General features: G+C 61.5%; 19 protein-coding genes. 8 read left to right on the top strand and 11 right to left on the bottom strand.

Annotated elements, in window-relative coordinates; all coding sequences use genetic code 11:
* Positions 1–131 precede the first annotated feature (131 nt).
* The 6 genes from HMPREF3096_RS08420 to pspA form a co-directional block, all read right to left on the bottom strand.
* On the bottom strand, positions 132–1,193 hold the full coding sequence (locus HMPREF3096_RS08420; RefSeq protein WP_008805232.1) for a YcjF family protein: 1,062 nt from the start codon (positions 1,191–1,193) through the stop codon (positions 132–134).
* Positions 1,190–2,587: a YcjX family GTP-binding protein gene (locus HMPREF3096_RS08425; protein WP_008805233.1), complete on the bottom strand. Its 1,398-nt coding sequence runs from the start codon at positions 2,585–2,587 to the stop codon at positions 1,190–1,192. The genes HMPREF3096_RS08420 and HMPREF3096_RS08425 overlap by 4 nt, the downstream gene beginning before the upstream one ends.
* A 102-nt stretch (positions 2,588–2,689) precedes the next feature.
* Positions 2,690–2,908, bottom strand: coding sequence for a phage shock protein PspD (pspD, locus tag HMPREF3096_RS08430; protein ID WP_002901915.1), 219 nt, complete (start codon positions 2,906–2,908; stop codon positions 2,690–2,692).
* A gap of 28 nt (positions 2,909–2,936) precedes the next feature.
* Positions 2,937–3,296, bottom strand: coding sequence for an envelope stress response membrane protein PspC (gene pspC / locus HMPREF3096_RS08435; protein WP_004203911.1), 360 nt, complete (start codon positions 3,294–3,296; stop codon positions 2,937–2,939).
* Complete coding sequence (gene pspB, locus HMPREF3096_RS08440) at positions 3,296–3,520, bottom strand: envelope stress response membrane protein PspB (RefSeq protein WP_002901911.1); 225 nt, start codon at positions 3,518–3,520, stop codon at positions 3,296–3,298. Before pspB ends, pspC begins: the two co-directional genes overlap by 1 nt.
* 55 nt (positions 3,521–3,575) lie before the next feature.
* Positions 3,576–4,244, bottom strand: coding sequence for a phage shock protein PspA (pspA, locus tag HMPREF3096_RS08445; protein ID WP_002901908.1), 669 nt, complete (start codon positions 4,242–4,244; stop codon positions 3,576–3,578).
* Positions 4,245–4,396: 152 nt separating this feature from the next.
* On the opposite strand from pspA, the gene pspF reads away from it, so the two are divergent.
* Positions 4,397–5,386 (top strand): phage shock protein operon transcriptional activator, encoded by a 990-nt coding sequence (gene pspF / locus HMPREF3096_RS08450; protein WP_008805234.1) that lies wholly within the window; start codon positions 4,397–4,399, stop codon positions 5,384–5,386.
* Here pspF and HMPREF3096_RS08455 read toward each other — a convergent pair.
* Both HMPREF3096_RS08455 and HMPREF3096_RS08460 read right to left on the bottom strand, forming a co-directional pair.
* Entirely contained in the window at positions 5,377–6,768 is a 1,392-nt protein-coding gene (locus HMPREF3096_RS08455; RefSeq protein ID WP_008805235.1) for an MFS transporter, read from the bottom strand. The two genes, pspF and HMPREF3096_RS08455, sit on opposite strands and share 10 nt — an antisense overlap.
* A gap of 25 nt (positions 6,769–6,793) precedes the next feature.
* Positions 6,794–7,963, bottom strand: a complete 1,170-nt coding sequence (locus tag HMPREF3096_RS08460) for a M20 aminoacylase family protein (RefSeq protein WP_008805236.1) — start codon at positions 7,961–7,963, stop codon at positions 6,794–6,796.
* Positions 7,964–8,134: 171 nt separating this feature from the next.
* On the opposite strand from HMPREF3096_RS08460, the gene HMPREF3096_RS08465 reads away from it, so the two are divergent.
* A complete protein-coding gene (locus HMPREF3096_RS08465; protein WP_008805237.1) occupies positions 8,135–10,468 on the top strand; it encodes a helix-turn-helix domain-containing protein in 2,334 nt (777 codons plus the stop codon).
* Here HMPREF3096_RS08465 and HMPREF3096_RS08470 read toward each other — a convergent pair.
* Positions 10,423–11,265, bottom strand: coding sequence for a helix-turn-helix transcriptional regulator (locus HMPREF3096_RS08470; RefSeq protein WP_032730152.1), 843 nt, complete (start codon positions 11,263–11,265; stop codon positions 10,423–10,425). The genes HMPREF3096_RS08465 and HMPREF3096_RS08470 overlap by 46 nt on opposite strands.
* 107 nt (positions 11,266–11,372) lie before the next feature.
* Here HMPREF3096_RS08470 and HMPREF3096_RS08475 point away from each other — a divergent pair, with 107 nt between their 5' ends.
* The 6 genes from HMPREF3096_RS08475 (at position 11,373) to sapF (ending at position 17,900) form a co-directional block, all read left to right on the top strand.
* A complete protein-coding gene (locus tag HMPREF3096_RS08475; protein ID WP_162822773.1) occupies positions 11,373–12,281 on the top strand; it encodes an SDR family oxidoreductase in 909 nt (302 codons plus the stop codon).
* A 333-nt stretch (positions 12,282–12,614) separates the two neighbouring features.
* Positions 12,615–14,258 (top strand): ABC transporter substrate-binding protein SapA, encoded by a 1,644-nt coding sequence (gene sapA, locus HMPREF3096_RS08480; RefSeq protein ID WP_008805240.1) that lies wholly within the window; start codon positions 12,615–12,617, stop codon positions 14,256–14,258.
* A complete protein-coding gene (sapB, locus tag HMPREF3096_RS08485) occupies positions 14,255–15,220 on the top strand; it encodes a putrescine export ABC transporter permease SapB (RefSeq protein WP_008805241.1) in 966 nt (321 codons plus the stop codon). Before sapA ends, sapB begins: the two co-directional genes overlap by 4 nt.
* Positions 15,207–16,097, top strand: coding sequence for a putrescine export ABC transporter permease SapC (gene sapC, locus HMPREF3096_RS08490; protein ID WP_008807805.1), 891 nt, complete (start codon positions 15,207–15,209; stop codon positions 16,095–16,097). Before sapB ends, sapC begins: the two co-directional genes overlap by 14 nt.
* Entirely contained in the window at positions 16,097–17,089 is a 993-nt protein-coding gene (gene sapD, locus HMPREF3096_RS08495; protein WP_008807804.1) for a putrescine export ABC transporter ATP-binding protein SapD, read from the top strand. The genes sapC and sapD overlap by 1 nt, the downstream gene beginning before the upstream one ends.
* A gap of 1 nt (position 17,090) precedes the next feature.
* Positions 17,091–17,900 carry a putrescine export ABC transporter ATP-binding protein SapF gene (gene sapF / locus HMPREF3096_RS08500; protein ID WP_004140269.1) on the top strand — a complete coding sequence of 270 codons (810 nt, stop codon included), beginning with the start codon at positions 17,091–17,093 and terminating at the stop codon, positions 17,898–17,900.
* A gap of 28 nt (positions 17,901–17,928) precedes the next feature.
* Here sapF and HMPREF3096_RS08505 read toward each other — a convergent pair whose 3' ends face one another.
* Both HMPREF3096_RS08505 and HMPREF3096_RS08510 read right to left on the bottom strand, forming a co-directional pair.
* Positions 17,929–19,428 (bottom strand): HAL/PAL/TAL family ammonia-lyase, encoded by a 1,500-nt coding sequence (locus HMPREF3096_RS08505; protein WP_032730150.1) that lies wholly within the window; start codon positions 19,426–19,428, stop codon positions 17,929–17,931.
* Positions 19,425–20,219: an ABC transporter ATP-binding protein gene (locus HMPREF3096_RS08510; RefSeq protein ID WP_008807802.1), complete on the bottom strand. Its 795-nt coding sequence runs from the start codon at positions 20,217–20,219 to the stop codon at positions 19,425–19,427. The genes HMPREF3096_RS08505 and HMPREF3096_RS08510 overlap by 4 nt, the downstream gene beginning before the upstream one ends.

Raw genomic sequence — 20,219 nt, forward strand, 5'->3', positions numbered from 1 at the left:
GGAAAAATGGGCGTTGTGCCGTAAAGTCAGGCGGTCAGTGGTTAAATGAACGCCTGGGCGAGCCGGGATCCAACCTGCCCGGTAGGCCGGGCAAGGCGAAGCCGCCGCCCGGCAATGTCTCTGAGCGGAGGTTACTTCTCCGGACTGGTTTTGCTTTTCTGCAGGGTCTCTTTCAGCTGCCCAATCAGCTCGCGACGAAAATCGCCGAGCCGCGGTTTATCATCGGCAATCCACGGTAGCGGGCGGCACAGCTCCATCGCCTTGATCCCGAGGCGGGCGGTCAGCAGTCCGGCACCGATGCCCTGTGCGGCGCGCGCCGACAGCCGGGCCGCCAGATCCTGCGACATCCAGTCCATCCCCACCTCGCGCACCAGTTCGCTGGCGCCAGCGAAAGCGATATTCAGCAACACCAGGCGAAACAGTCGCAGACGACTGTAATACCCGAGCTCAATGCCGTACAACGTGGCAATTCGGTTGATCAGCCGCAGGTTACGCCAGGCGATAAACGCCATATCCACCAGCGCCAGCGGGCTGACGGCAATCATCAGCGTCGACTCCGCCGCCGAACGGCTGATTTCCCGCCGCGCCTGGGCATCGAGCACCGGCTGCACCAGCTGCGCATAAAGGCTCACCACTTCCCGGTCGCTTTGCGTTTCGTGGATCGCGGCATACCAGCGCTGCAGCGCCGGATGCGATTGATCCAGCCCGGCCTGCTGCGCCAGCTTCTCACAAAAGGCTTTCGCTTTGCCGACCGCGTGACTGTGCAGCATATCGCGCGCTTCATCGCGTTCGTGGGCGCGCTGGCGCAGTCGCCACAGACGGCGCCACTCGGTGGCCACCGATCCGACGCCGGCCCCGACGATCAGCGCCCCGGCGACGCAGCCGCCCAGCGCAATCCAGTCCTGGGTCTGCCAGGCGTTAGCCGTCCACTGCACGCCTTGCGCCACGACGCTGACGCCGAAGATCGCCAGTCCGGCGCTGACCATCCGCCGCCACAGGCTGCGTTTGGGTCGCAGGACCGACTCCACCACCGCTTCCGCCGCCCCCTCTTCCTCTTCGCCGGTCACCAGCCGCGCTGGCGCGAAGTTGTCGGCCTCCAGGGTGTCGAAGGCGCGGGCGCTTTTCAGCGGCGGAATTTTTTCCGCTTGCAGCGGACCATCAAAATCAATCCGCGGTTTTAACGGTTCGCTCATCGCAGTTTATCTCCAATCAAAAATTCCAGCGCCGCGTCGAGGCGAATGTGCGGCAAAGGCCGATCGACATCCATGACCTGCGGACGAAAGTTTTCAAACTGAAATCCCTGCTGCTGCCAGAAGGCCTGGCCCGGCAGACGCGCCGGCACCTCGCCGGGATAGATGGTCAACGGCTGGCCATCGCTCAGCCGATCGCCACGCAGGGCGGGAATTTTCTCGCCATTCACCTCAATCAGCCCGCTCTGGGTCGCCTGAATGGACGCCAGCCCCAGGCAATCCATACTGATCCCCTCAAAGGCGGCGTTCTGCCACGCGTCCTGAATCAGTTGCTGCAGGAGCGACACCATATTGCTGTGCTGATCGACCGTGACGTGGTCAGCTTTGGTGGCGGCAAACAGCAGCTTGTCGATAACCGGCGAAAACAACCGGCGGAACAAGGTGCGCTGCCCGTAATGGAAACTTTGCATCAGCTGGGTCAATGCCAGACGCATATCGTTAAAAGCCTGCGGCCCGCTGTTGAGCGGCTGCAGACAGTCCACCAGCACAATCTGCCGGTCGAAGCGCAGGAAGTGCTCTTTGTAGAACCCCTTCACCACCCTTTCGCAATAGTATTTGTAGCGTTCGCGCAGCATGCCGGCGTTGCTGTGTTTATCGGCCTGCGCCAGCTTGGCTTCGCCGATGGCGTCGACGTCGGGCCACGGGAAAAACTGCAGCGCCGGCGCACCCGCCATTTCACCGGGCAGGACAAAGCGCCCGGGCTGGATAAAGTGCAGCCCTTCGCGCTTACAGGCGTGCAGATAGTCCGTCCAGGCGGCAGCGATATCTGCCAGACGGGCCTCATCGGCAGGGGCCAGCGGATCCAGCCCGGCGCACAGCTGCCGCCAGCGGGCCGACCACTCCGCACGCTGTCCCTGCAGGAGCCCGGTCATCTGTCGTGACCAGCTCAGATAATCCTGTGCCAGCATCGGCAGGTCGAGCAGCCACTCGCCCGGATAGTCGACGATCTCCAGATACAGCGTGGAGGTATCTTTAAAATGGCGCAGCAGGGAGTCATTCGAACGGTAGCGCAGCGCGAGACGGATCTCGCTCACCCCGCGCGTCGGGGTTGGCCACATGGGGGGCTGGCCGTACAGCTGGGCCAGCCCTTCGTCGTAGGTGAATCGGGGAATGCCAAAGTCCCGCTGCGGCACGCGCTTGACGCCGAGCAGCCGCTCTTCGCGTGCGGCGCTCAGCAGGGGCAAGCGGGCGCCCGTGTGGATATTCAATAGTTGATTGACCAGCGCGGTGATAAACGCCGTTTTACCGCTCCGGCTCAGGCCGGTCACCGCCAGACGTAAATGCCGGTCAACCCCGCGGTTGACCAGCGCATTCAATTCAGTTTTCAGTCGCTTCATCGCCAGTCCGTTATGCCCTGAAGGTATGTCTCGTCATCATAAGCTATCTGCCGGGGATAAGCAGGACAACGTTAATCCTTTTGCGCCTTCCCCACGGCGGCATTATTTCATCCCGCGCGTGACGCGGTTGGCCAGCCGGCTGAGCAGCGGCTCCAGCGCCACCGCCAGCAGCATTTTCAGCGGCCGACGCGCGACCGATTTAACCGCCCAGCCGGCAACGCCCGCCGGGCCGTAACGCAGCGCGGTCAGCAGCGCCAGCTTACCGACGATTTTCAGACCGGGCTTCACCTGCTGCCCGGCGCGTTGCCATTTGCTATTCATGCGTTGCCTCACTCGTTAAAAACAGGATTTACAGCTGGCGAAAGCGGCTGCGCAGCGTAAAGGTGTCGGAGGTCACATACCGCTCCATTTCACGCAGGCGCTGTTCACCGGAGGCCAGTTCGGCATCCACGGCGGCCAGCAGATCGCCATTGCTCGGCGCCTTGTGACCGTACAGTTCACTGTCCGGCATCGGATCCAGAGCAAAAGTCAAAATGATGTAGGCCACCAGGACAAAGAAAAAGAGGCCGAAAATCATCGCCAGCACGGTAATCAGACGCACCAGCTTCACCGGGACATCAAGATGCTGAGCAATGCCCGCGCAAACGCCCTTCACCATCCCGCGCTGCGGGATACGCCACAGTTTTTTATTCAGATCCAGTCCGGCCATTATTTGTCTCTCCAGTTCGGATGTTCAGCATCCAGGATCGCTTCCAGCGCCTGAATACGTTCGCGCATCCGCTTCGCGTCATCGGTCAACTGCAGCAGCCGTTGCTGCTCATTTTGCGTCAGACTCCCGTTGGCGCCGCGATTGTTGTAGTGCAGCCACAGCCAGACCGGCAGAACAAACAGCACAAACAGCGTCAGCGGAATGGCGAGAAAAAGCATGCTCATGTGTACTCCTTACAGGGGGTGAGCCGCGGCGCAACGCCGCGCCGCGCAATCATACTTACTGGTTGGACTGATTCATTTTGGCTTTCAACGCCGCCAGCTGCTCGCTGATTTCATCGTCCGCTTTCAGTTCGGCAAACTGCTGATCCAGCGTCTGCTGCTTGCCAAAGCGGTGGCTCTCCGCTTCCGCTTCCATCTGATCGATGCGACGCTCAAAGGATTCAAAGCGGGCCATCGCCTCATCCAGTTTACCGCTGTCCAGCTGGCGACGCACATCGCGGGACGAACTCGCCGCCTGATGGCGCAGCGCCAGCGCCTGCTGACGAGCGCGGGTTTCGCTGAGTTTGTTCTCCAGCTCGCCAATCTCTTTCTTCATGCGCGCCAGCGTTTCATCCACCAGCTGCACTTCATGATCAAGTTGAGCGATAAGGTCGGTCAGCTTCTGCTTTTCGATCAGCGCCGCCCGGGCCAGATCTTCTTTCTCTTTGCGCAGGGCCAGCTCGGCTTTTTCCTGCCATTCCGCCTGCTGGGCGACCGCCTGCTCAATACGACGTGACAGCTGTTTCTTTTCCGCCAGCGCGCGGGCCGACGTCGAACGCACCTCAACCAGCGTGTCTTCCATCTCCTGGATCATCAGACGCACCAGCTTTTGCGGGTCCTCCGCTTTCTCCAGCAGGGAGTTGATGTTGGCGTTCACGATGTCGGCAAAACGAGAAAAAATACCCATAATTTCAATCCTCATAGTTCTGGTTTCAGGCATTCACCTGTGGCTTAGCTAATACAAATGGCGTGCCAACTTTTTATCTTATTGATTTTAAACAGGGTGATTGCGAAACGTGCTGGGCATTGCTACAGTCACCTGGTTAATTACACTACTTAATGGCGAAATTCATCATGGCGCAGTACAAGGATAATCTGCTGGGCGAGGCCAACAGCTTTCTCGAGGTGCTGGAACAGGTTTCCCGGCTGGCCCCGCTGGATAAACCGGTGCTGGTCATCGGCGAGCGCGGCACCGGGAAAGAGCTTATTGCTAACCGTCTCCACTACCTCTCCAGCCGCTGGCAGGGGCCGTTTATCTCGCTGAACTGCGCGGCGCTGAACGACAATTTGCTCGATTCGGAACTATTCGGCCACGAAGCCGGGGCCTTCACCGGGGCCAGCAAGCGCCATCCCGGGCGCTTCGAGCGCGCCGACGGCGGGACGTTATTTCTTGATGAGCTGGCGACGGCGCCGATGCTGGTGCAGGAGAAGCTGTTAAGAGTGATTGAATATGGCGAGCTGGAGCGCGTGGGCGGCAGCCAGCCGCTGCAGGTCAACGTCCGGCTGGTGTGCGCCACCAACGCTGACCTGCCGCGGATGGTGGAGGAAGGCCATTTTCGCGCCGACCTGCTCGACCGTCTGGCCTTCGACGTGGTGCAGCTTCCGCCGCTACGTGAACGGCAGAGCGACATCATGCTGCTCGCCAACCAGTTTGCCATTCAGATGTGCCGCGAGCTCGGTTTGCCGCTGTTTCCCGGCTTCAGCGAACGTGCCACCGCAACGCTGCTCGGCTACCGCTGGCCGGGGAATATTCGTGAACTGAAGAATGTCGTTGAGCGCTCGGTCTATCGCCACGGCGACAGCGAGCACGAGCTGGACGCCATTATCCTCAACCCTTTCCGTCAGACCGCGGCCTCTGTGCCGGAGGCCGCGTCCGGGGACGAGCTGCCCGCTCTGCCGCTGGATCTGCGCGATTTTCAGCTCCAGCAGGAAAAACGCCTGCTGCAGCGGAGTCTGCAGCAGGCGAAGTATCATCAGAAGCAGGCGGCGGAGCTGCTGGGGTTAACCTATCACCAGCTCCGCGCGCTACTGAAAAAACATCAGCTGTGAGAGGCGCGCGGCAGCAGCAGCGCGCTCACCGCCATCGCCCCCAGGCATAAGACGGCGTTAAACCACAGGGCATACTGGGCGGCATGGGCCATGCCCAGCGGCAAAAACAGCGCGAAAAGTGACGCCGTCACGGCAATACCCATCGCCCCGCCCAGCGAGCTGCCCATCTTGTAGATCCCCGAGGCGACGCCGATTTTGTTCTCCGGCGCGTTGGCCACCGCCGTATCCGTTGAGGGTGTGGCGTAGCAGCCCAGCCCGAGGCCAAACAGCACGTTGCTGGCGAACACCACCCCGATATACAGCGCCTTATCGAGAAAAGTGCAGGATATCAGGCCGATGGCAATCGCGGTCAGCACCGGCCCGGCCATCATCGGCAGCCGGGCGCCATAGCGCTGCAGCAGCTTCTCGCCCACCCGGATCATCGCCAGGACGGTCACCAGATAGCCGAGGGTCATCATCCCGCTCTCCAGCGGCGTCAGGTGGTGCCCCTGCTGCAGCCAGATGCTGGCGATCATCATGGTGCCAATCGCCCCATTGAGCAGAAAGTTCGACAGCACTGCCGCGCCGTAGGCCCGGTTACGAAACAGCGCAAAATCAATCAGCGCCGCCTCGCCTTTGCGCATGCCGTTGCGGATAAATACCGCCCCCGCCGCCAGCGCCCCGACCAGCATGGTCAACGACAGCGGACTGCTCCATCCCCAGCCATGGCCCTTGCTGATAAACAAATTCACCAGCACCAGCGCGGCAATCAGGCTCAGCAGACCGCCGACGTCCAGCTTATGCTGGCTGGCGCTGGCGCTGCGGCTCTCCGGCGTGCCGCGCAGCAAAAACAGCGCCAGCAGAGCGACGGCAATGGAGAAGACGAAGATCCAGCGCCAGCCGAGCCCGGTGGCAATGGCTCCGCCAACGAAGGAACAGAGACCGCTGCCGCCCCACGAGCCGATGACCCAGAAGCTGACCGCCCGCTGCCGCGCACGCCCCTCATACCAGGTCTTAATCAGCGCCAGCGTCGCCGGCATAATGCACGCCGCCGACAGCCCCTGCAGCACCCGGCCGGCCAGGAACAGCCCCGGCCCCTGAGCGACCACCAGCATGGCGCTGCCGACGATACTCAGCCCCAGTCCGAGGGTGGTCATCCGCATCCGGCCAAACTTGTCCGCCAGGCCGCCGCTGGCGACCACGAAACAGCCGCTGAACAGCGCGCTGAGACTGACGGCCAGGGTTAAGGTTTCAAGGGAGATATCAAGACTGCTTTTCATCGCCGGCACCACGTTAATCACCGACTGGGCAAACAGCCAGAAGGTTAAAACGCTTAGCACAATCCCCACCAGCAGGCGATCGCTGCCGACAAAGGGGGTGTCGCTCACGGTGACAGTGCTCATCGCATGGCCCTCCTGTTTCCGGTGATTAACGCAAATAGTGTTCCGCCAGACCGCACCACAGCGCCGCCCCGGTCAGCAACAGCGCGTCGTTGAAGTCATAGCCCGGGTTATGGACCATGCAGCGATCCGGCTCATCGCCAGCGCCGATGGTGAAATAGCTGCCATGCGGGTGCTGTTCCAGCATGAAGGCAAAATCTTCACTGCCCATAAACGGCTTCACCTCGCCCACCTGCTCTGCGCCAAACAGCGATGTCGCCACCTCCCGCACCATCGCGTTGGCCGCCGGATCGTTACGCAATACCGGGCTGCCGTTGACGTGCGTCAGCGTGGCCGTGGCGTTGAAGCTCTCCGCCTGAGCCACGGCGATATCATGGATCCGCTGCAGCACGGTCTCGCGCACCTGCTCGTTGAGGGTGCGCACCGTGAGCTTCATCAGCACGTGATCGTTAATGATATTGGGCGCGTGTCCGGCCTGGATGCTGCCGACGGTGACCACCGCCGGTTCGAACGGGGTGATATTCCGCGAGACGATCGACTGCAGCGCGAGGGTGATATGGCAGGCGACCAGCGTGGCATCCACGGTATGCTCCGGTACCGCGCCGTGGCCGCCAACGCCTTTCACCTCAATATGCAGCGTATCGGAGGAGGCCATCATCGCCCCGTCGCGCAGGCCGATCTTGCCCAGCGGCTGACCCGGCATATTGTGCAAGCCGAAGATGGCATCGCAGGGGAACCGGTCAAACAGACCGTCCTCGACCATCACTCGCCCGCCGTACAACAGCTCTTCCGCGGGCTGGAAAATCAGCTGCAGCGTCCCGGTAAACTGGCGGGTGCGCGCCAGATATTCAGCCGCGTAGAGCAGCGTGGTGGTGTGCCCGTCATGGCCGCAGCCGTGGAAACGCCCGTCAACCTGGCTTGCCCACGGCTTCCCGCTCCGCTCCTGCATCGGCAGGGCATCCATATCCGCCCGCAGGCCGAGGCGTTTTTTTCCGTGGCCGACGCGCAGCGTGCCCACCACTCCGGTGCCCGCCAGGCCGCGGTGAACCTCGTATCCCCACTCGCCAAGCAGTCGAGCGACCTCATTGCTGGTTTGATGTTCTTCAAAGCCGATCTCCGGCTGCTGGTGGAACTGGCGACGCAGGGCAATAAATTGCGCCTCGTTGACCTGCAAGGCTTCAAGCAACGGATGTGTCATTTTTGTTATTCCTGTGTTGTGTTTGCACGACACTTTCGAGTTTATGCGGGTGAAACAGCTTTCAGGTGCGCTTTTTTGTTTTATATTGACGAGAAATCAATGACTGTTTTTCATACATATCAGTTATGACAAAAAATAACGGGTTGTTTTTTGTCTGCGGAGGAGTGTCACGTGGAGCAGCATTCAGGCGACTTTAGCGTCACCGTGCGCGATGTACGTCAGTTGAACCAGACAGAAGGCGATCTGCTGACGCTGCTATGGGTGCTGGAGGGGAGCGTAAATCTGACGGAGGCGGAAGGTGTGCCGCAGCCGCTCGCCGCCGACGAGCTGGCGATCGTTAACCGCAACCGTCGCTGGAGTCTGCGCAGCGCCGGTACCAACGCAGTGATGATCCTGACCCTTTCCGCCAGCTGGCTGACCCGCCTTGACAGCGCTTTTTTTGCTGTCGACTATCAGATAACGCCGCGCACCCGGGATGCGGAGGACGGCCTGCGCCGCCTGATGCGCCAGCTGCTGGTGAGCGGCCTGGTCAAGCATCCCGGCCATTACCGACTGGAGGCCAACCGCTGGCTGAGTGAGATAGCGCTCCTGCTGGCCACGCGCTTCAGCCAGCCCATCGCCTCCACGCCGCGCCGCGGAGCGGAGAACTGGAGCCGGCGAATAGCCAGCGTGGTGGCGCGGATCGACGCCAACTATCAGCGCCGCCTCTCGTTGCAGGAGGTGGCGGCAGCGGAATTTGTCTCCGAGGCCTGGCTGTCACGCTTATTTCACAAAGAAGTCGGGGTGAGTTTTGTTCAGTACCTCACCGCGCTGCGCCTGCGCCACGCCGCCGATCAGTTGTTGACCACCCGCAAACCCGCCCAGCAAATCGCCCGCGAACAGGGGTTCGCCAGTACCCGTATGATGAGCGATCTGTTTAAGCGCCAGCACGGCGTGACGCCGCGCCAGTATCGTGAACAGCATCCCCGGGAGCTTGCCCGACCGCGTCCGCCGCAGGCCGACCGCTGGCAGCTGGTCGCTGTCGACCGGCTCTATGCTCGCCTCAATGAACCGGAACCACGCGACCGGGAAAGTCCCCCGCTGCCGATCAATCCGCCGCAGACCCGGGAGATCAACCTGCACGATCGCCCGGCGCGCGCCGCTGTGCTGCGCCATACCCGGATGGTGGTGACCGTGCGCGAGCTGGACGACCTGCTACGGGAGGATGTGCGCCGAGAACTGGAGCAGCTGCACCGCGCCCTGCCGGTGTATGCCATCGATATCAACGATCCCTTTCTCAGCAGCCGGCTGTTCGGCACCGGCTGGGACGATCCGCAGATGGCCGGCTACGCCTGCTGGTATAACCTGCAGCAGATTTTTAGCTGGCTGGCGGCGATGGGCTGGAACGTGATCCTCCACACCGGCGTCACCACCCGCAGCGACCTGCTGCAGCGGTTTCTGCTGCTCGCCGCCAACCATTTTCCGCCGGCCACGCTCAACAGCTGGCGCTTTGTCTGGCACTGGTCGCCGCAGGCCAGCGAAGCGACCCGCCAGGCGGCCTGGCGCCAGCAGCGCGAGGTTCTTCACCGCCTGCTGCCGCAGCCGCAGCTGGGGATCTGGCACCGCTTTGCTCCCAGCGATCCCGGTAACGATCCGTTGTTTCACTCACCGCTGCTGGCGGAGGCGGATTTTCTCGCCTGCCAGGCAGATGCCAACGAACAACTGGATCTGGCGCAGGCAGACAGCAGCCGCCTGGCCTCCAGCGAACATTATCCGCTGCACAAGCTGCGGCAGATCCACAGCGCCCTGCGCCAGCGACAGCTTAACCTGCCGCTGTGGCTGCTCTCCTGGAATACCCTGACCGGCGATACGCGGGATACCAACGGCCGCTTTTTTCGCGGCGCGCTGTTGATGGATAATCTGCTGGGGGTGGCGGACCAGGTCTGGCTGGCGGGCTTCTGGTTAAATTCAGGCCTCCAGGGCGAAGCCCGCGCTAACGGGAAGCTCGATACCTCCAGCCTGGCGCTGCACTATCTGCACGGGCTGCCTCGCCCGGTTTACTGGGTACTGTGGCTCTGGCGGCGGCTGCGCGGCGAGATCCTGTTTCAGGATAAAAACCTGCTGTTGCTTCACCACCAGGGGCACTACCAGCTGCTGCTGCGCAATACGGTGGTCTACAATCCCTGGCTCTCCAGCGAAGCGGCCTTTATCCAGCGTTTCAGCCAGCCCTACAGCGTGCGGCTGCAGGGCCTGGAGGGCGGCTGGCGCGTCAAACAGCACCTGTTCGATCAGCATCATGGCGCGTTATTCCCGCTGGTCGACGCCTTTCGCAGCCGCAGCGGCCCCGACGCTGAGGATTACCAGTGGTTGATGCATCGGGCTCGTCCGGCGCTCAGTGTGGAAGATGCCCGGCTTGACGGACACTGGCTGCGGGTCGACTCGCTGGAAAGCAACGCTTTGGCGCTGTACGAATTTACGCCTCAGCGCGCTCCCGGCGAGGATCCCGCCCCCGCAAGCAATCCGTGAATTTTGCGCTGGCTCTCCGTCGTCGCCGGGTTGAAAACCAGCAGCGACAGATCGGGGCGGCTTTCCACGGCAAAAGAGGTGAACTCCAGATCGAGCGGGCCCATCTGCGGATGGTGAATGCGCTTATAGCCTTCTCCGTGGCCGGCGACGTCATGGCTTTGCCAGAAACGGGCGAACTCAACGCTCTGCTGCGTGAGTTCAGCGATCAACTGGTCAGTTTCCGTCGTCGCCCCCATCCGGGTGACGTCGGCGCGAAAAGCGTTGACGATAAGCTGCCCCACCGTCTGCCAGTCCTCCAGCGTGCAGCGGGCTTCAGGTCGGGTAAACAGGCGACGCAGTACGTTGCGCTCCGCCAGCGGTAGCTGGCTGTAGTCGGTCAGCACCCTGGCCGCCGCCGCGTTCCAGGCGATGACGTCCCAGCTGGCGGTGCGGATAATCGCCGGAATAGTAATAGCGTCAAGCACCCGCTGCAGCCGCGGCGTCATATCATCTGTCACCGTCAGACGCGTCTGCGGCGGATGGCCAAAGGCGAGAATAAACAGATGCTCGCGCTCCGGAGTGGTCAGCCGCAGACCGCAGGCGATCCGCTCCAGCACCTCGCGGGAGGGCGCCCCGCCGCGCCCCTGTTCAAGCCAGGTATACCAGGTCGGGCTGATACTGGCGAGCTGCGCGACCTCTTCGCGGCGCAGCCCCGGCGTGCGCCGACGTCCCGCCGGGAAGCCAAACGTCGCCGGATCGAGGCGCTGGCGCCGGGCGCGGAGAAAATCGCCTAAAGCATGGTTGTCAGAAGTGTTCATCATCTGCCTGTGGGTTATGCCTGTTAGAATTTATACCCCGATAATGTCTCTACTTTTATAGTATGACATCGCAGGTAGGATACGCCTGAAACCCGTTCAGGAGATCCATGATGCGTATATTTCTTACCGGCGCGAGCGGATTTATCGGCTCACGTATTCTTCCGGCCCTGCAGGCGTCGGGCCATCAGGTTATCGGCCTCGCGCGCAGCGACACCGCAGCGCAGACCCTGAAAGCGGCAGGCGTCGATGTGCACCGCGGCACGCTGGACGCCCCGGACTCGCTACTGGCTGGCGTCGAGGGCGCTGACGCGGTGATCCATACCGCCTTCGACCACGACTTCAGCCGCTTTGCCGCCAACTGCGAGAAAGACCGCCAGGCGATCCTGACCATGGGTCGGGCGTTGCAAGGCAGCGCGCGGCCGCTGGTCATCACCTCCGGCACATTGATGGGCGACGACGGGAGCGGCGTCCCGGCCCGGGAGTCGTTCTTCAACTCAGGGCACCCCAGCCCGCGCACCGCCTCTGAGCTCGCCGGTCAGCAACTGCTGGAGGCGGGAGTGGATGTTCGGGTGGTTCGCCTGCCGCAGGTACATGACACCGTGCGCCAGGGGCTACTGACCAGCTATATCGAACGCGCGGTCGCCAACGGGGCGGTGGCCCTGCGCGGCGAGGGAAGCAACCGCTGGTCCGCCGCCCATGTCAATGACGTCGCGCGACTGTACGTTAGCGCCCTGCTGCAGGGCGCGGCCGGCGAGCGCTACCATGCGGTGGACGAAGAGGGGATCGCGTTACGCGATATTGCTACGGTAATTGCTCAGGGATTAAACCTGCCGCTGACCCACCTGGATGAGTCGCAGGTCGACGCCTGGTTCGGCTGGTTTGCGCCGTTTACCGCCCTTGACCTGCGCGCCAGCTCAGCATGGACCCGTGAGCGATTGCAGTGGCAGCCGGTTGGCCCCGGGCTGCTGGAGGACCTGCGGAATATGGATTACCAAAAAGTGACGTTGTCACGATAAGCGAGCGAAACCCTCTGTTTAATTTTCTGACGGGCTCGCCCTCTGCCCGTCAGTCCCTCTGCTTTCTCCCCGCTATACTGAATATATCTCCCCGGCGTCAGCGTCTGTTTCATCGTCTGGCAAACCGCGGCCAAACAGACCTGACTGGCGATATCGGCGATAAAAAGTTACCATGTTTCAATATACAGACTCGGTTCCGCTACTATTTTAATCAATTGACTGAATACTATACGCTCCCGGTAACCGCATTATCCCTCAGGCTTGTTGAAGGCGGTGGTGAATGTCTATAAATCTTAATAAGATAGAGTTCAACTCTATAATCAAACAGAAAATATGCGCCTGAAATTGTCATCTCTCCTGGCAGCCGTTTCCCTGCTGTGTGGGCAGGCCTTTGCCGCCCCTGTGCTCCCTGACCGCGCCGATATCCGCGACAGCGGTTTCGTCTATTGCGTCAGCGGCCAGGTGAATACCTTTAATCCGCAGAAAGTCAGCAGCGGCCTGATTGTCGATACGCTGGCCGCTCAGATCTACGATCGTCTGCTTGACGTCGATCCCTATACCTACCGGCTGGTCCCCGAGCTGGCGGAGAGCTGGGAAGTCCTTGATAACGGCGCCACCTACCGCTTCCACCTGCGCCGCCATGTCCCGTTTCAACGCACGGCATGGTTTACCCCGACGCGGGACTTCAACGCGGATGATGTGATTTTTACCTTTGGCCGTATTTTTAACCGCGACCATCCGTGGCACAACGTCAACGGCAGCAGCTTCCCTTACTTCGACAGTCTGCAGTTTGCTGACAGCGTGGAGAGTGTGCGTAAGCTGGATAATCAGACCGTGGAGTTTCGCCTCAAGCGGCCGGACGCCTCGTTCCTCTGGCATCTGGCCACTCACTATGCGTCAATTACCTCTGCCGAATATGCCGCCCGCTTAACGCAAGACGACCGCCAGGAGCAGCTGGATCGCCAGCCGGTCGGTACCGGTCCGTTCCAGTTGTCCGAGTACCGCTCCGGGCAATATATCCGTCTGCAGCGTCACCCCGACTACTGGCGCGGCAAACCGTTGATGCCGCAGGTGGTGGTGGACCTCGGCTCCGGTGGTACCGGCCGACTGTCGAAACTGCTCACCGGGGAATGCGACGTGCTGGCCTGGCCCGCCGCCAGCCAGCTGACGATCCTGCGCGACGATCCGCGCCTGCGCCTGACGCTGCGCCCGGGAATGAACATTGCCTGGCTGGCCTTCAACACCGCCAAGCCGCCGCTGGACAACCCTGAGGTGCGGCATGCGCTGGCGCTGGCTATTAACAACCAGCGCCTGATGCAGTCCATCTACTACGGCACCGCAGAGACGGCGGCATCCATGCTACCGCGCGCCTCGTGGGCCTACGATAACGACGCTAAAATTACTGAGTACAATCCCCAGGAAGCCCGCGCCCGCCTGAAGGCCCTGGGGCTGGAAAATCTGACCCTCAAGCTGTGGGTGCCCACCAGCTCTCAGGCATGGAACCCCAGCCCGCTGAAAACGGCGGAGCTGATCCAGGCGGATATGGCGCAGATTGGCGTCAAGGTGATCATCATGCCGGTGGAGGGGCGCTTCCAGGAGGCGCGGCTGATGGACATGAACCATGACCTGACGCTCTCCGGCTGGGCGACGGACAGTAACGATCCGGACAGTTTTTTCCGGCCGCTGCTGAGCTGCGCGGCGATCGCCTCACAAACCAACTTTGCCCACTGGTGTAACCGGGAATTTGATGACGTGCTGCAAAAAGCGCTGCTTTCGCAACAGCTCTCCTCGCGGATGGACGCTTACAAAGAGGCACAGCGGATCCTCGCCCGCGAACTGCCGGTCCTGCCGCTGGCCTCCTCGCTGCGTTTGCAGGCCTATCGCTATGATATGAAAGGCCTCGTGCTGAGCCCCTTCGGTAATGCTTCGTTCGCTGGCGTATCGCGGGAGAAAACCGAAGAGGTGAAAAAACCATGATTATTTTTACCCTGCGTCGTCTGCTGTTGCTGCTGGTCACCCTCTTTTTTCTGACCTTTATCGGCTTCAGCCTGAGTTATTTCACCCCTCATGCGCCGCTACAGGGCGCCTCCCTGTGGAATGCGTGGCTGTTCTGGTTTCAAGGGGTGCTGCACTGGGATTTTGGCGTCTCCAGCATTAACGGCCAGTTGATTTCTGAGCAGCTGCGCGAGGTGTTCCCGGCGACCATGGAGCTGTGCATCCTCGCCTTCGGCTTTGCCCTGCTGATTGGCATTCCGGTGGGCATGATCGCTGGCGTAATGCGCAACAAATGGCCTGATACCCTGATCAGCGCCGTCGCGCTGGTCGGTTTCTCGATCCCGGTGTTCTGGCTGGCGCTGCTCCTGACCCTCTTCTTCTCGCTGACTCTTGGCTGGTTTCCGGTCTCTGGCCGCTTCGATCTGCTGTATGAGGTGAAAACCGTCACCGGTTTTGCGCTGATTGACGCCTGGATCTCGGACTCGCCATGGCGCCATGAGATGATCGTCAGCGCCGCACGGCATATGGTGCTGCCGGTGCTGACCCTGGCGGTGGCGCCCACCACCGAGGTGATCCGCCTGATGCGCATCAGCACCAGCGAGGTGTATGACACCAACTATGTCAAAGCGGCTGCCACCCGCGGCGTGTCGCGACGCAAAATTTTACTGCGCCATGTACTGCACAACGCCCTGCCGCCGGTGATCCCGCGCCTCGGCCTGCAGTTTTCCACCATGCTCACCCTGGCGATGATCACCGAGATGGTGTTCAGCTGGCCCGGACTGGGACGCTGGCTGATCAACGCGATCCGCCAGCAGGACTATGCGGCGATTTCCGCCGGCGTCATGGTGATTGGCGCACTGGTCATTATCGTCAACGTGATTTCCGATATCCTCGGTGCCATGGCTAACCCGCTGAAACATAAGGAATGGTATGCCCTACGATAGCGTTTATCTGGAAAAGCGTCCGCCCGGCGCGCTGCGCACCGTATGGCGTAAATTCTATGGTGACACCACGGCGATGATCGGCCTGTACGGCTGCGCGGGCCTGCTGCTGCTCTGCGTCTTCGGCGGCTGGTTCGCCCCCTATGGCATCGATCAGCAGTTCCTTGGCTATCAATTGCTGCCGCCGTCGTGGTCGCGCTATGGCGAAGTCTCCTTCTTCCTGGGAACCGATGACCTGGGCCGCGATGTGCTGAGCCGGCTGCTGAGCGGCGCGGCGCCGACCGTCGGCGGGGCCTTCGTCGTCACCCTCGGCGCGACGCTGTTTGGCCTGGTGCTGGGCGTGATTGCCGGGTCGACTCACGGCCTGCGCTCGGCGGTGATGAACCATATCCTCGATACCCTGCTCTCTATTCCCTCGCTGCTGCTGGCGATTATCGTCGTCGCCTTTGCCGGGCCGCACCTCAGCCATGCGATGTTCGCCGTCTGGCTGGCGCTGCTCCCGCGCATGGTACGTTCCGTCTACAGCCTGGTCCACGATGAGCTGGAGAAAGAGTACATCATCGCCGCCCGCCTCGACGGAGCCTCGACGCTGAACATTCTGCTGTTCGCCATTCTGCCCAATATTGCCTCTGGCCTGGTGACCGAGATCACCCGCGCCCTGTCGATGGCTATTCTGGATATTGCCGCGCTGGGCTTTCTTGATCTCGGCGCCCAGCTGCCTTCGCCGGAATGGGGAGCCATGCTGGGCGATGCGCTGGAGCTTATCTATGTCGCACCGTGGACTGTGATGCTGCCCGGGGCCGCGATTATGCTCAGCGTACTGCTGGTCAACCTGCTGGGCGACGGTATTCGCCGGGCGATCATTGCCGGGGTACAATAATGCCTTTACTCGATATTCGTCACTTAACTATCGAATTTAGAACCAACGAAGGTTGGGTGAAAGCCGTCGATCGCGTCAGTCTGACCCTGACTGAAGGCGAGATCCGCGGCCTGGTGGGCGAATCCGGCTCCGGGAAAAGCCTTATTGCCAAAGCTATCTGCGGGGTGACCAAAGACAACTGGCGGGTCACCGCCGACCGCATGCGTTTCGATGACATCGACCTGCTGCGACTGTCGAACCGCGAGCGGCGGAAACTGATCGGCCATAACGTGTCGATGATTTTTCAGGAGCCGCAGTCCTGTCTTGATCCCTCTGAGCGCATCGGCCAGCAGCTGATTCAGAGTATCCCCGGCTGGACCTATAAGGGCCGCTGGTGGCAACGGCTGGGCTGGCGTAAGCGCCGGGCCATCGAGCTGTTGCACCGCGTCGGCATTAAAGATCACAAAGATGCCATGCGCAGCTTCCCCTATCAGTTGACCGAAGGCGAGTGCCAGAAGGTGATGATTGCCATCGCCCTGGCCAACCAGCCGCGCCTACTGATCGCCGATGAACCGACCAACGCCATGGAGCCAACGACTCAGGCGCAGATTATCCGCCTGCTGACGCGGCTCAATCAGAACAACAACACCACCATTTTGCTGATCAGCCACGATCTGCAGATGCTCAGCAAATGGGCGGATAAAATCAACGTCATGTACTGCGGGCAGACGGTGGAGAGCGGGCCCAGCGAAGAGCTGGTCACCCTGCCGCATCACCCCTATACCCAGGCGTTAATCCGCGCGATCCCGGATTTTGGCAGCGCCATGCCGCATAAAAGCCGCCTCAACACCCTGCCAGGGGCGATCCCTCTGCTGGAGCAGCTGCCCATCGGCTGCCGTCTGGGGCCGCGCTGCCCTTACGCCCAGCGCGAGTGTATCGAAACGCCGCGTCTTACCGGGGCGCGCAACCATCTGTACGCCTGTCATTTCCCGCTGAACATGGAGAAAGAGTGAAATGGTCGAAACATTGCTGGAAGTTCGCCAACTCAGTAAGACCTTTCGCTACCGCACCGGCTGGTTTCACCGCCAGACGGTGGAGGCCGTCAAGCCGCTGAGTTTTACCCTGCGTGAAAGGCAGACGCTGGCGATTATCGGCGAGAACGGCTCCGGGAAATCCACCCTCGCCAAGATGCTGGCGGGCATGGTGGAACCCACCAGCGGCGAGCTGTTGATCGACGACCATCCGCTGACTTTCGGGGACTACTCCTACCGCAGCCAGAAGATTCGTATGATCTTTCAGGATCCGTCGACCTCACTGAACCCGCGCCAGCGCATCTCGCAGATCCTCGATTTTCCACTGCGGCTGAATACCGACCTCGACGCCGAGGCGCGGCAAAAGCAGATTATCGACACGCTGCGCATGGTCGGTCTGCTGCCGGACCACGTCAGCTATTACCCCCATATGTTGGCGCCCGGTCAGAAGCAGCGTCTCGGCCTCGCCAGGGCGCTGATCCTGCGCCCGAAGGTCATCGTCTGCGATGAGGCGTTGGCCTCGCTGGATATGTCGATGCGCTCCCAGCTCATCAATCTGATGCTGGAGCTGCAGGAGAAACAGGGCATCTCCTATATCTATGTCACTCAGCACCTGGGAATGATGAAGCACATCAGCGATCAAGTGCTGGTGATGCATAACGGCGAAGTGGTCGAGCGCGGCAGCACTGCCGATGTGCTGGCCTCACCGCTGCACGACCTGACCCGACGCCTGATCGCCGGCCACTTCGGTGAAGCTCTCACCGCCGACGCCTGGCGCAAAGACGGGAAATAGCCCCGTCTCACTTACCTCGCTGGTGACGTCATGCCGGCGCGTGGCCAGCGTTCCGCTTGAGGATAGCCACTGCGCTGGCGATGTCTGGCGCCAGCCAGCGATCCTCCTCCCAGCCAGGCACGCTTTGGCGCAGCAGATCGCGCGCCCGACGCGTACCCGCCGCCAGCGTCTGCGGCTCGTGAAAATCGAGCCCCTGGGCCGCGAGTAAATATTCGATACCCAGGATCTGATAGAGGTTGCCGAGCAGGCGCTGCAATTTCAGCGCAGCACTGGTACCCAGGCTTAAATGATCCTCCTGCAAAGCGGAGGTAACAAAATTATCCAGCACCGCCGGCTGCGCCAGCTGCTTATTTTCCGCGCACAACGATGCGGCGACGTACTGGGCAATCATCATGCCTGAATTCACCCCGGGTCGGGCGACCAGAAACGCTGGCAAGCCGCTCACCAGAGGATTCACCAGCCGGTCAAGACGTCGTTCGGCGATAGCGCCCAGCTCAGCCATGGCAATGGCCAGTAAATCGCAGGCCATTGCCACCGATTCGCCGTGGGGATGCGCCTGGGACACCACCCGCCACTGCTCAAGGGTGCCCAGGATTAGGGGATTATCGGTACAGGCGTTGAGTTCGATATTTATCTGCGTCTGCGCATGGCTAAACTGATCGCGGCAGGCGCCATGCACCTGAGGCATCGAGCGGAGACTCAGCGCATCCTGGGTGCGAAGACCTTCGCTTTCGGCCAGCAGACGGCTGCCCGCCAGCAGCTCACGCAGCCGCTGGCCGCTGGTCTGGATCCCGGGACTGGCTTTCAGCGCCAGGATCTCGGCATCAAACGCCACAAGCTGGCCGCGCAGCGCTTCAAAGCTCATCGCCCCGGTTACATCAGCCCAGTTCATTAAGCGCTCGGCGTCGTCTAAGGCCAGGCAGGCCAGGCCGGTCATGCACGGCGTACCGTTGACCAGACTGAGCCCCTCTTTCGCTCCCGGCGCGATGGGCTGCAGATTCAACTGCGACAGGACCTCTGCCGCAGACCACGTTCGCCCTTGCCATAGCACATCGCCGACTCCCATCAGGGCCAGGCCAATGTGCGCCATATGCGTTAAATAGCCAACCGACCCCTGAGAGGGCACCTGGGGGGTGACGCCATGTTGCAAAAACATCAGCAGTTGCTGCACTATCCCGGCGGAAATTCCGGATTTACCGTGGCTAAAATTGGCCACCGCGGCGCACATAATGGCCCGGGTTGGGGCGACCTCCAGCAGCGGTCCCACCCCGCAGGCGTGGCTGAGCAGCGTATTGCGCGACAGCTGATGCAACTGCGCTTCCGGCAGCGTAATGTTGCACAGCGCCCCCAGCCCGGTGTTGATCCCATAGGCCACCTGGCCAGCGTTAACGATATGCTGGACAATCGCCCGCCCCTGTTCGATGCGCGCCCAGGCGCTTTCGCTGAGGCTCAAGGTCGCCTCGCCCCGGGCGACGCATGCCACCTCCTGCCAGCGTATCGGCGCATCGCCCCACTGGATCATGTTCATACGACCTGTCCTGGCTGTTGATGGCTGGAGATAAATTGCTTAAAGCGCGCGGAACCCTGAGTGCCAAATAGCGCCTCAGGCGCACCGTCGCAGTCAATCGTCCCCTGGTGCATAAATACCACCCGGTTGGAGACATGGCGGGCGAATCCCAGCTCGTGGGTGACCACCAGCATCGTCCGCCCCTCTTCCGCCAGGCTGCGCATGACCTTTAACACCTCGCCGACCAGTTCGGGATCCAGCGCTGAGGTTGGTTCATCAAAGAGCATGACGTCTGGCTCCATCGCCAGCGCGCGGGCTATCGCCACGCGCTGCTGTTGGCCGCCGGAGAGCTGTGCCGGATAGAAATCCTTTCGGTTCAACATCCCCACCCGCTCCAGCAGCTGCTCCGCCTGTTCAATGCAGGTCCGTTTATCCCGTTTGAGCACATAATGCGGCCCCTCAATGACATTCTGCAGGACCGTCATATGCGACCACAGGTTAAAACTTTGAAAGACCATCCCCAGCCGCGAACGCAGGCGCTCTATCTGCCGGGGATTCGCCGCCAGCCGATGCCCGCGGGCGTGGTGCTTCATTTCAATCGTCTCGCCACCGACGCTGACCACCCCGGCATCGGGCGTTTCCAGCAGATTAATGCAGCGCAGCAGCGTACTTTTACCGGAGCCGCTGGCGCCGAGGATCGAAATGACATCGCCCTGCCGGGCCTGGATGGTGATCCCCTTCAGGACATCCAGGGAGCCAAAGGACTTATGAATATCGCTGACCGATAAGGTCACCGGACGTGAATCGAGCAT

This window comes from Klebsiella sp. HMSC25G12 (assembly GCF_001807705.1).
GTDB classification, from domain to species: domain Bacteria; phylum Pseudomonadota; class Gammaproteobacteria; order Enterobacterales; family Enterobacteriaceae; genus Klebsiella; species Klebsiella variicola.

What these genes read in the sequence shown, in the direction of transcription:
- HMPREF3096_RS08420 (WP_008805232.1), bottom strand. Translation starts at nt 1,193, where the DNA reads ATGAGCGAACCGTTAAAACCGCGGATTGATTTTGATGGTCCGCTGCAA.
- HMPREF3096_RS08425 (WP_008805233.1), bottom strand. Translation starts at nt 2,587, where the DNA reads ATGAAGCGACTGAAAACTGAATTGAATGCGCTGGTCAACCGCGGGGTT.
- pspD (WP_002901915.1), bottom strand. Translation starts at nt 2,908, where the DNA reads ATGAATAGCAAATGGCAACGCGCCGGGCAGCAGGTGAAGCCCGGTCTG.
- pspC (WP_004203911.1), bottom strand. Translation starts at nt 3,296, where the DNA reads ATGGCCGGACTGGATCTGAATAAAAAACTGTGGCGTATCCCGCAGCGC.
- pspB (WP_002901911.1), bottom strand. Translation starts at nt 3,520, where the DNA reads ATGAGCATGCTTTTTCTCGCCATTCCGCTGACGCTGTTTGTGCTGTTT.
- pspA (WP_002901908.1), bottom strand. Translation starts at nt 4,244, where the DNA reads ATGGGTATTTTTTCTCGTTTTGCCGACATCGTGAACGCCAACATCAAC.
- pspF (WP_008805234.1), top strand. Translation starts at nt 4,397, where the DNA reads ATGGCGAAATTCATCATGGCGCAGTACAAGGATAATCTGCTGGGCGAG.
- HMPREF3096_RS08455 (WP_008805235.1), bottom strand. Translation starts at nt 6,768, where the DNA reads ATGAGCACTGTCACCGTGAGCGACACCCCCTTTGTCGGCAGCGATCGC.
- HMPREF3096_RS08460 (WP_008805236.1), bottom strand. Translation starts at nt 7,963, where the DNA reads ATGACACATCCGTTGCTTGAAGCCTTGCAGGTCAACGAGGCGCAATTT.
- HMPREF3096_RS08470 (WP_032730152.1), bottom strand. Translation starts at nt 11,265, where the DNA reads ATGAACACTTCTGACAACCATGCTTTAGGCGATTTTCTCCGCGCCCGG.
- HMPREF3096_RS08475 (WP_162822773.1), top strand. Translation starts at nt 11,373, where the DNA reads ATGATGCGTATATTTCTTACCGGCGCGAGCGGATTTATCGGCTCACGT.
- sapA (WP_008805240.1), top strand. Translation starts at nt 12,615, where the DNA reads ATGCGCCTGAAATTGTCATCTCTCCTGGCAGCCGTTTCCCTGCTGTGT.
- sapB (WP_008805241.1), top strand. Translation starts at nt 14,255, where the DNA reads ATGATTATTTTTACCCTGCGTCGTCTGCTGTTGCTGCTGGTCACCCTC.
- sapC (WP_008807805.1), top strand. Translation starts at nt 15,207, where the DNA reads ATGCCCTACGATAGCGTTTATCTGGAAAAGCGTCCGCCCGGCGCGCTG.
- sapD (WP_008807804.1), top strand. Translation starts at nt 16,097, where the DNA reads ATGCCTTTACTCGATATTCGTCACTTAACTATCGAATTTAGAACCAAC.
- sapF (WP_004140269.1), top strand. Translation starts at nt 17,091, where the DNA reads ATGGTCGAAACATTGCTGGAAGTTCGCCAACTCAGTAAGACCTTTCGC.
- HMPREF3096_RS08505 (WP_032730150.1), bottom strand. Translation starts at nt 19,428, where the DNA reads ATGAACATGATCCAGTGGGGCGATGCGCCGATACGCTGGCAGGAGGTG.
- HMPREF3096_RS08510 (WP_008807802.1), bottom strand. Translation starts at nt 20,219, where the DNA reads ATGCTCGATTCACGTCCGGTGACCTTATCGGTCAGCGATATTCATAAG.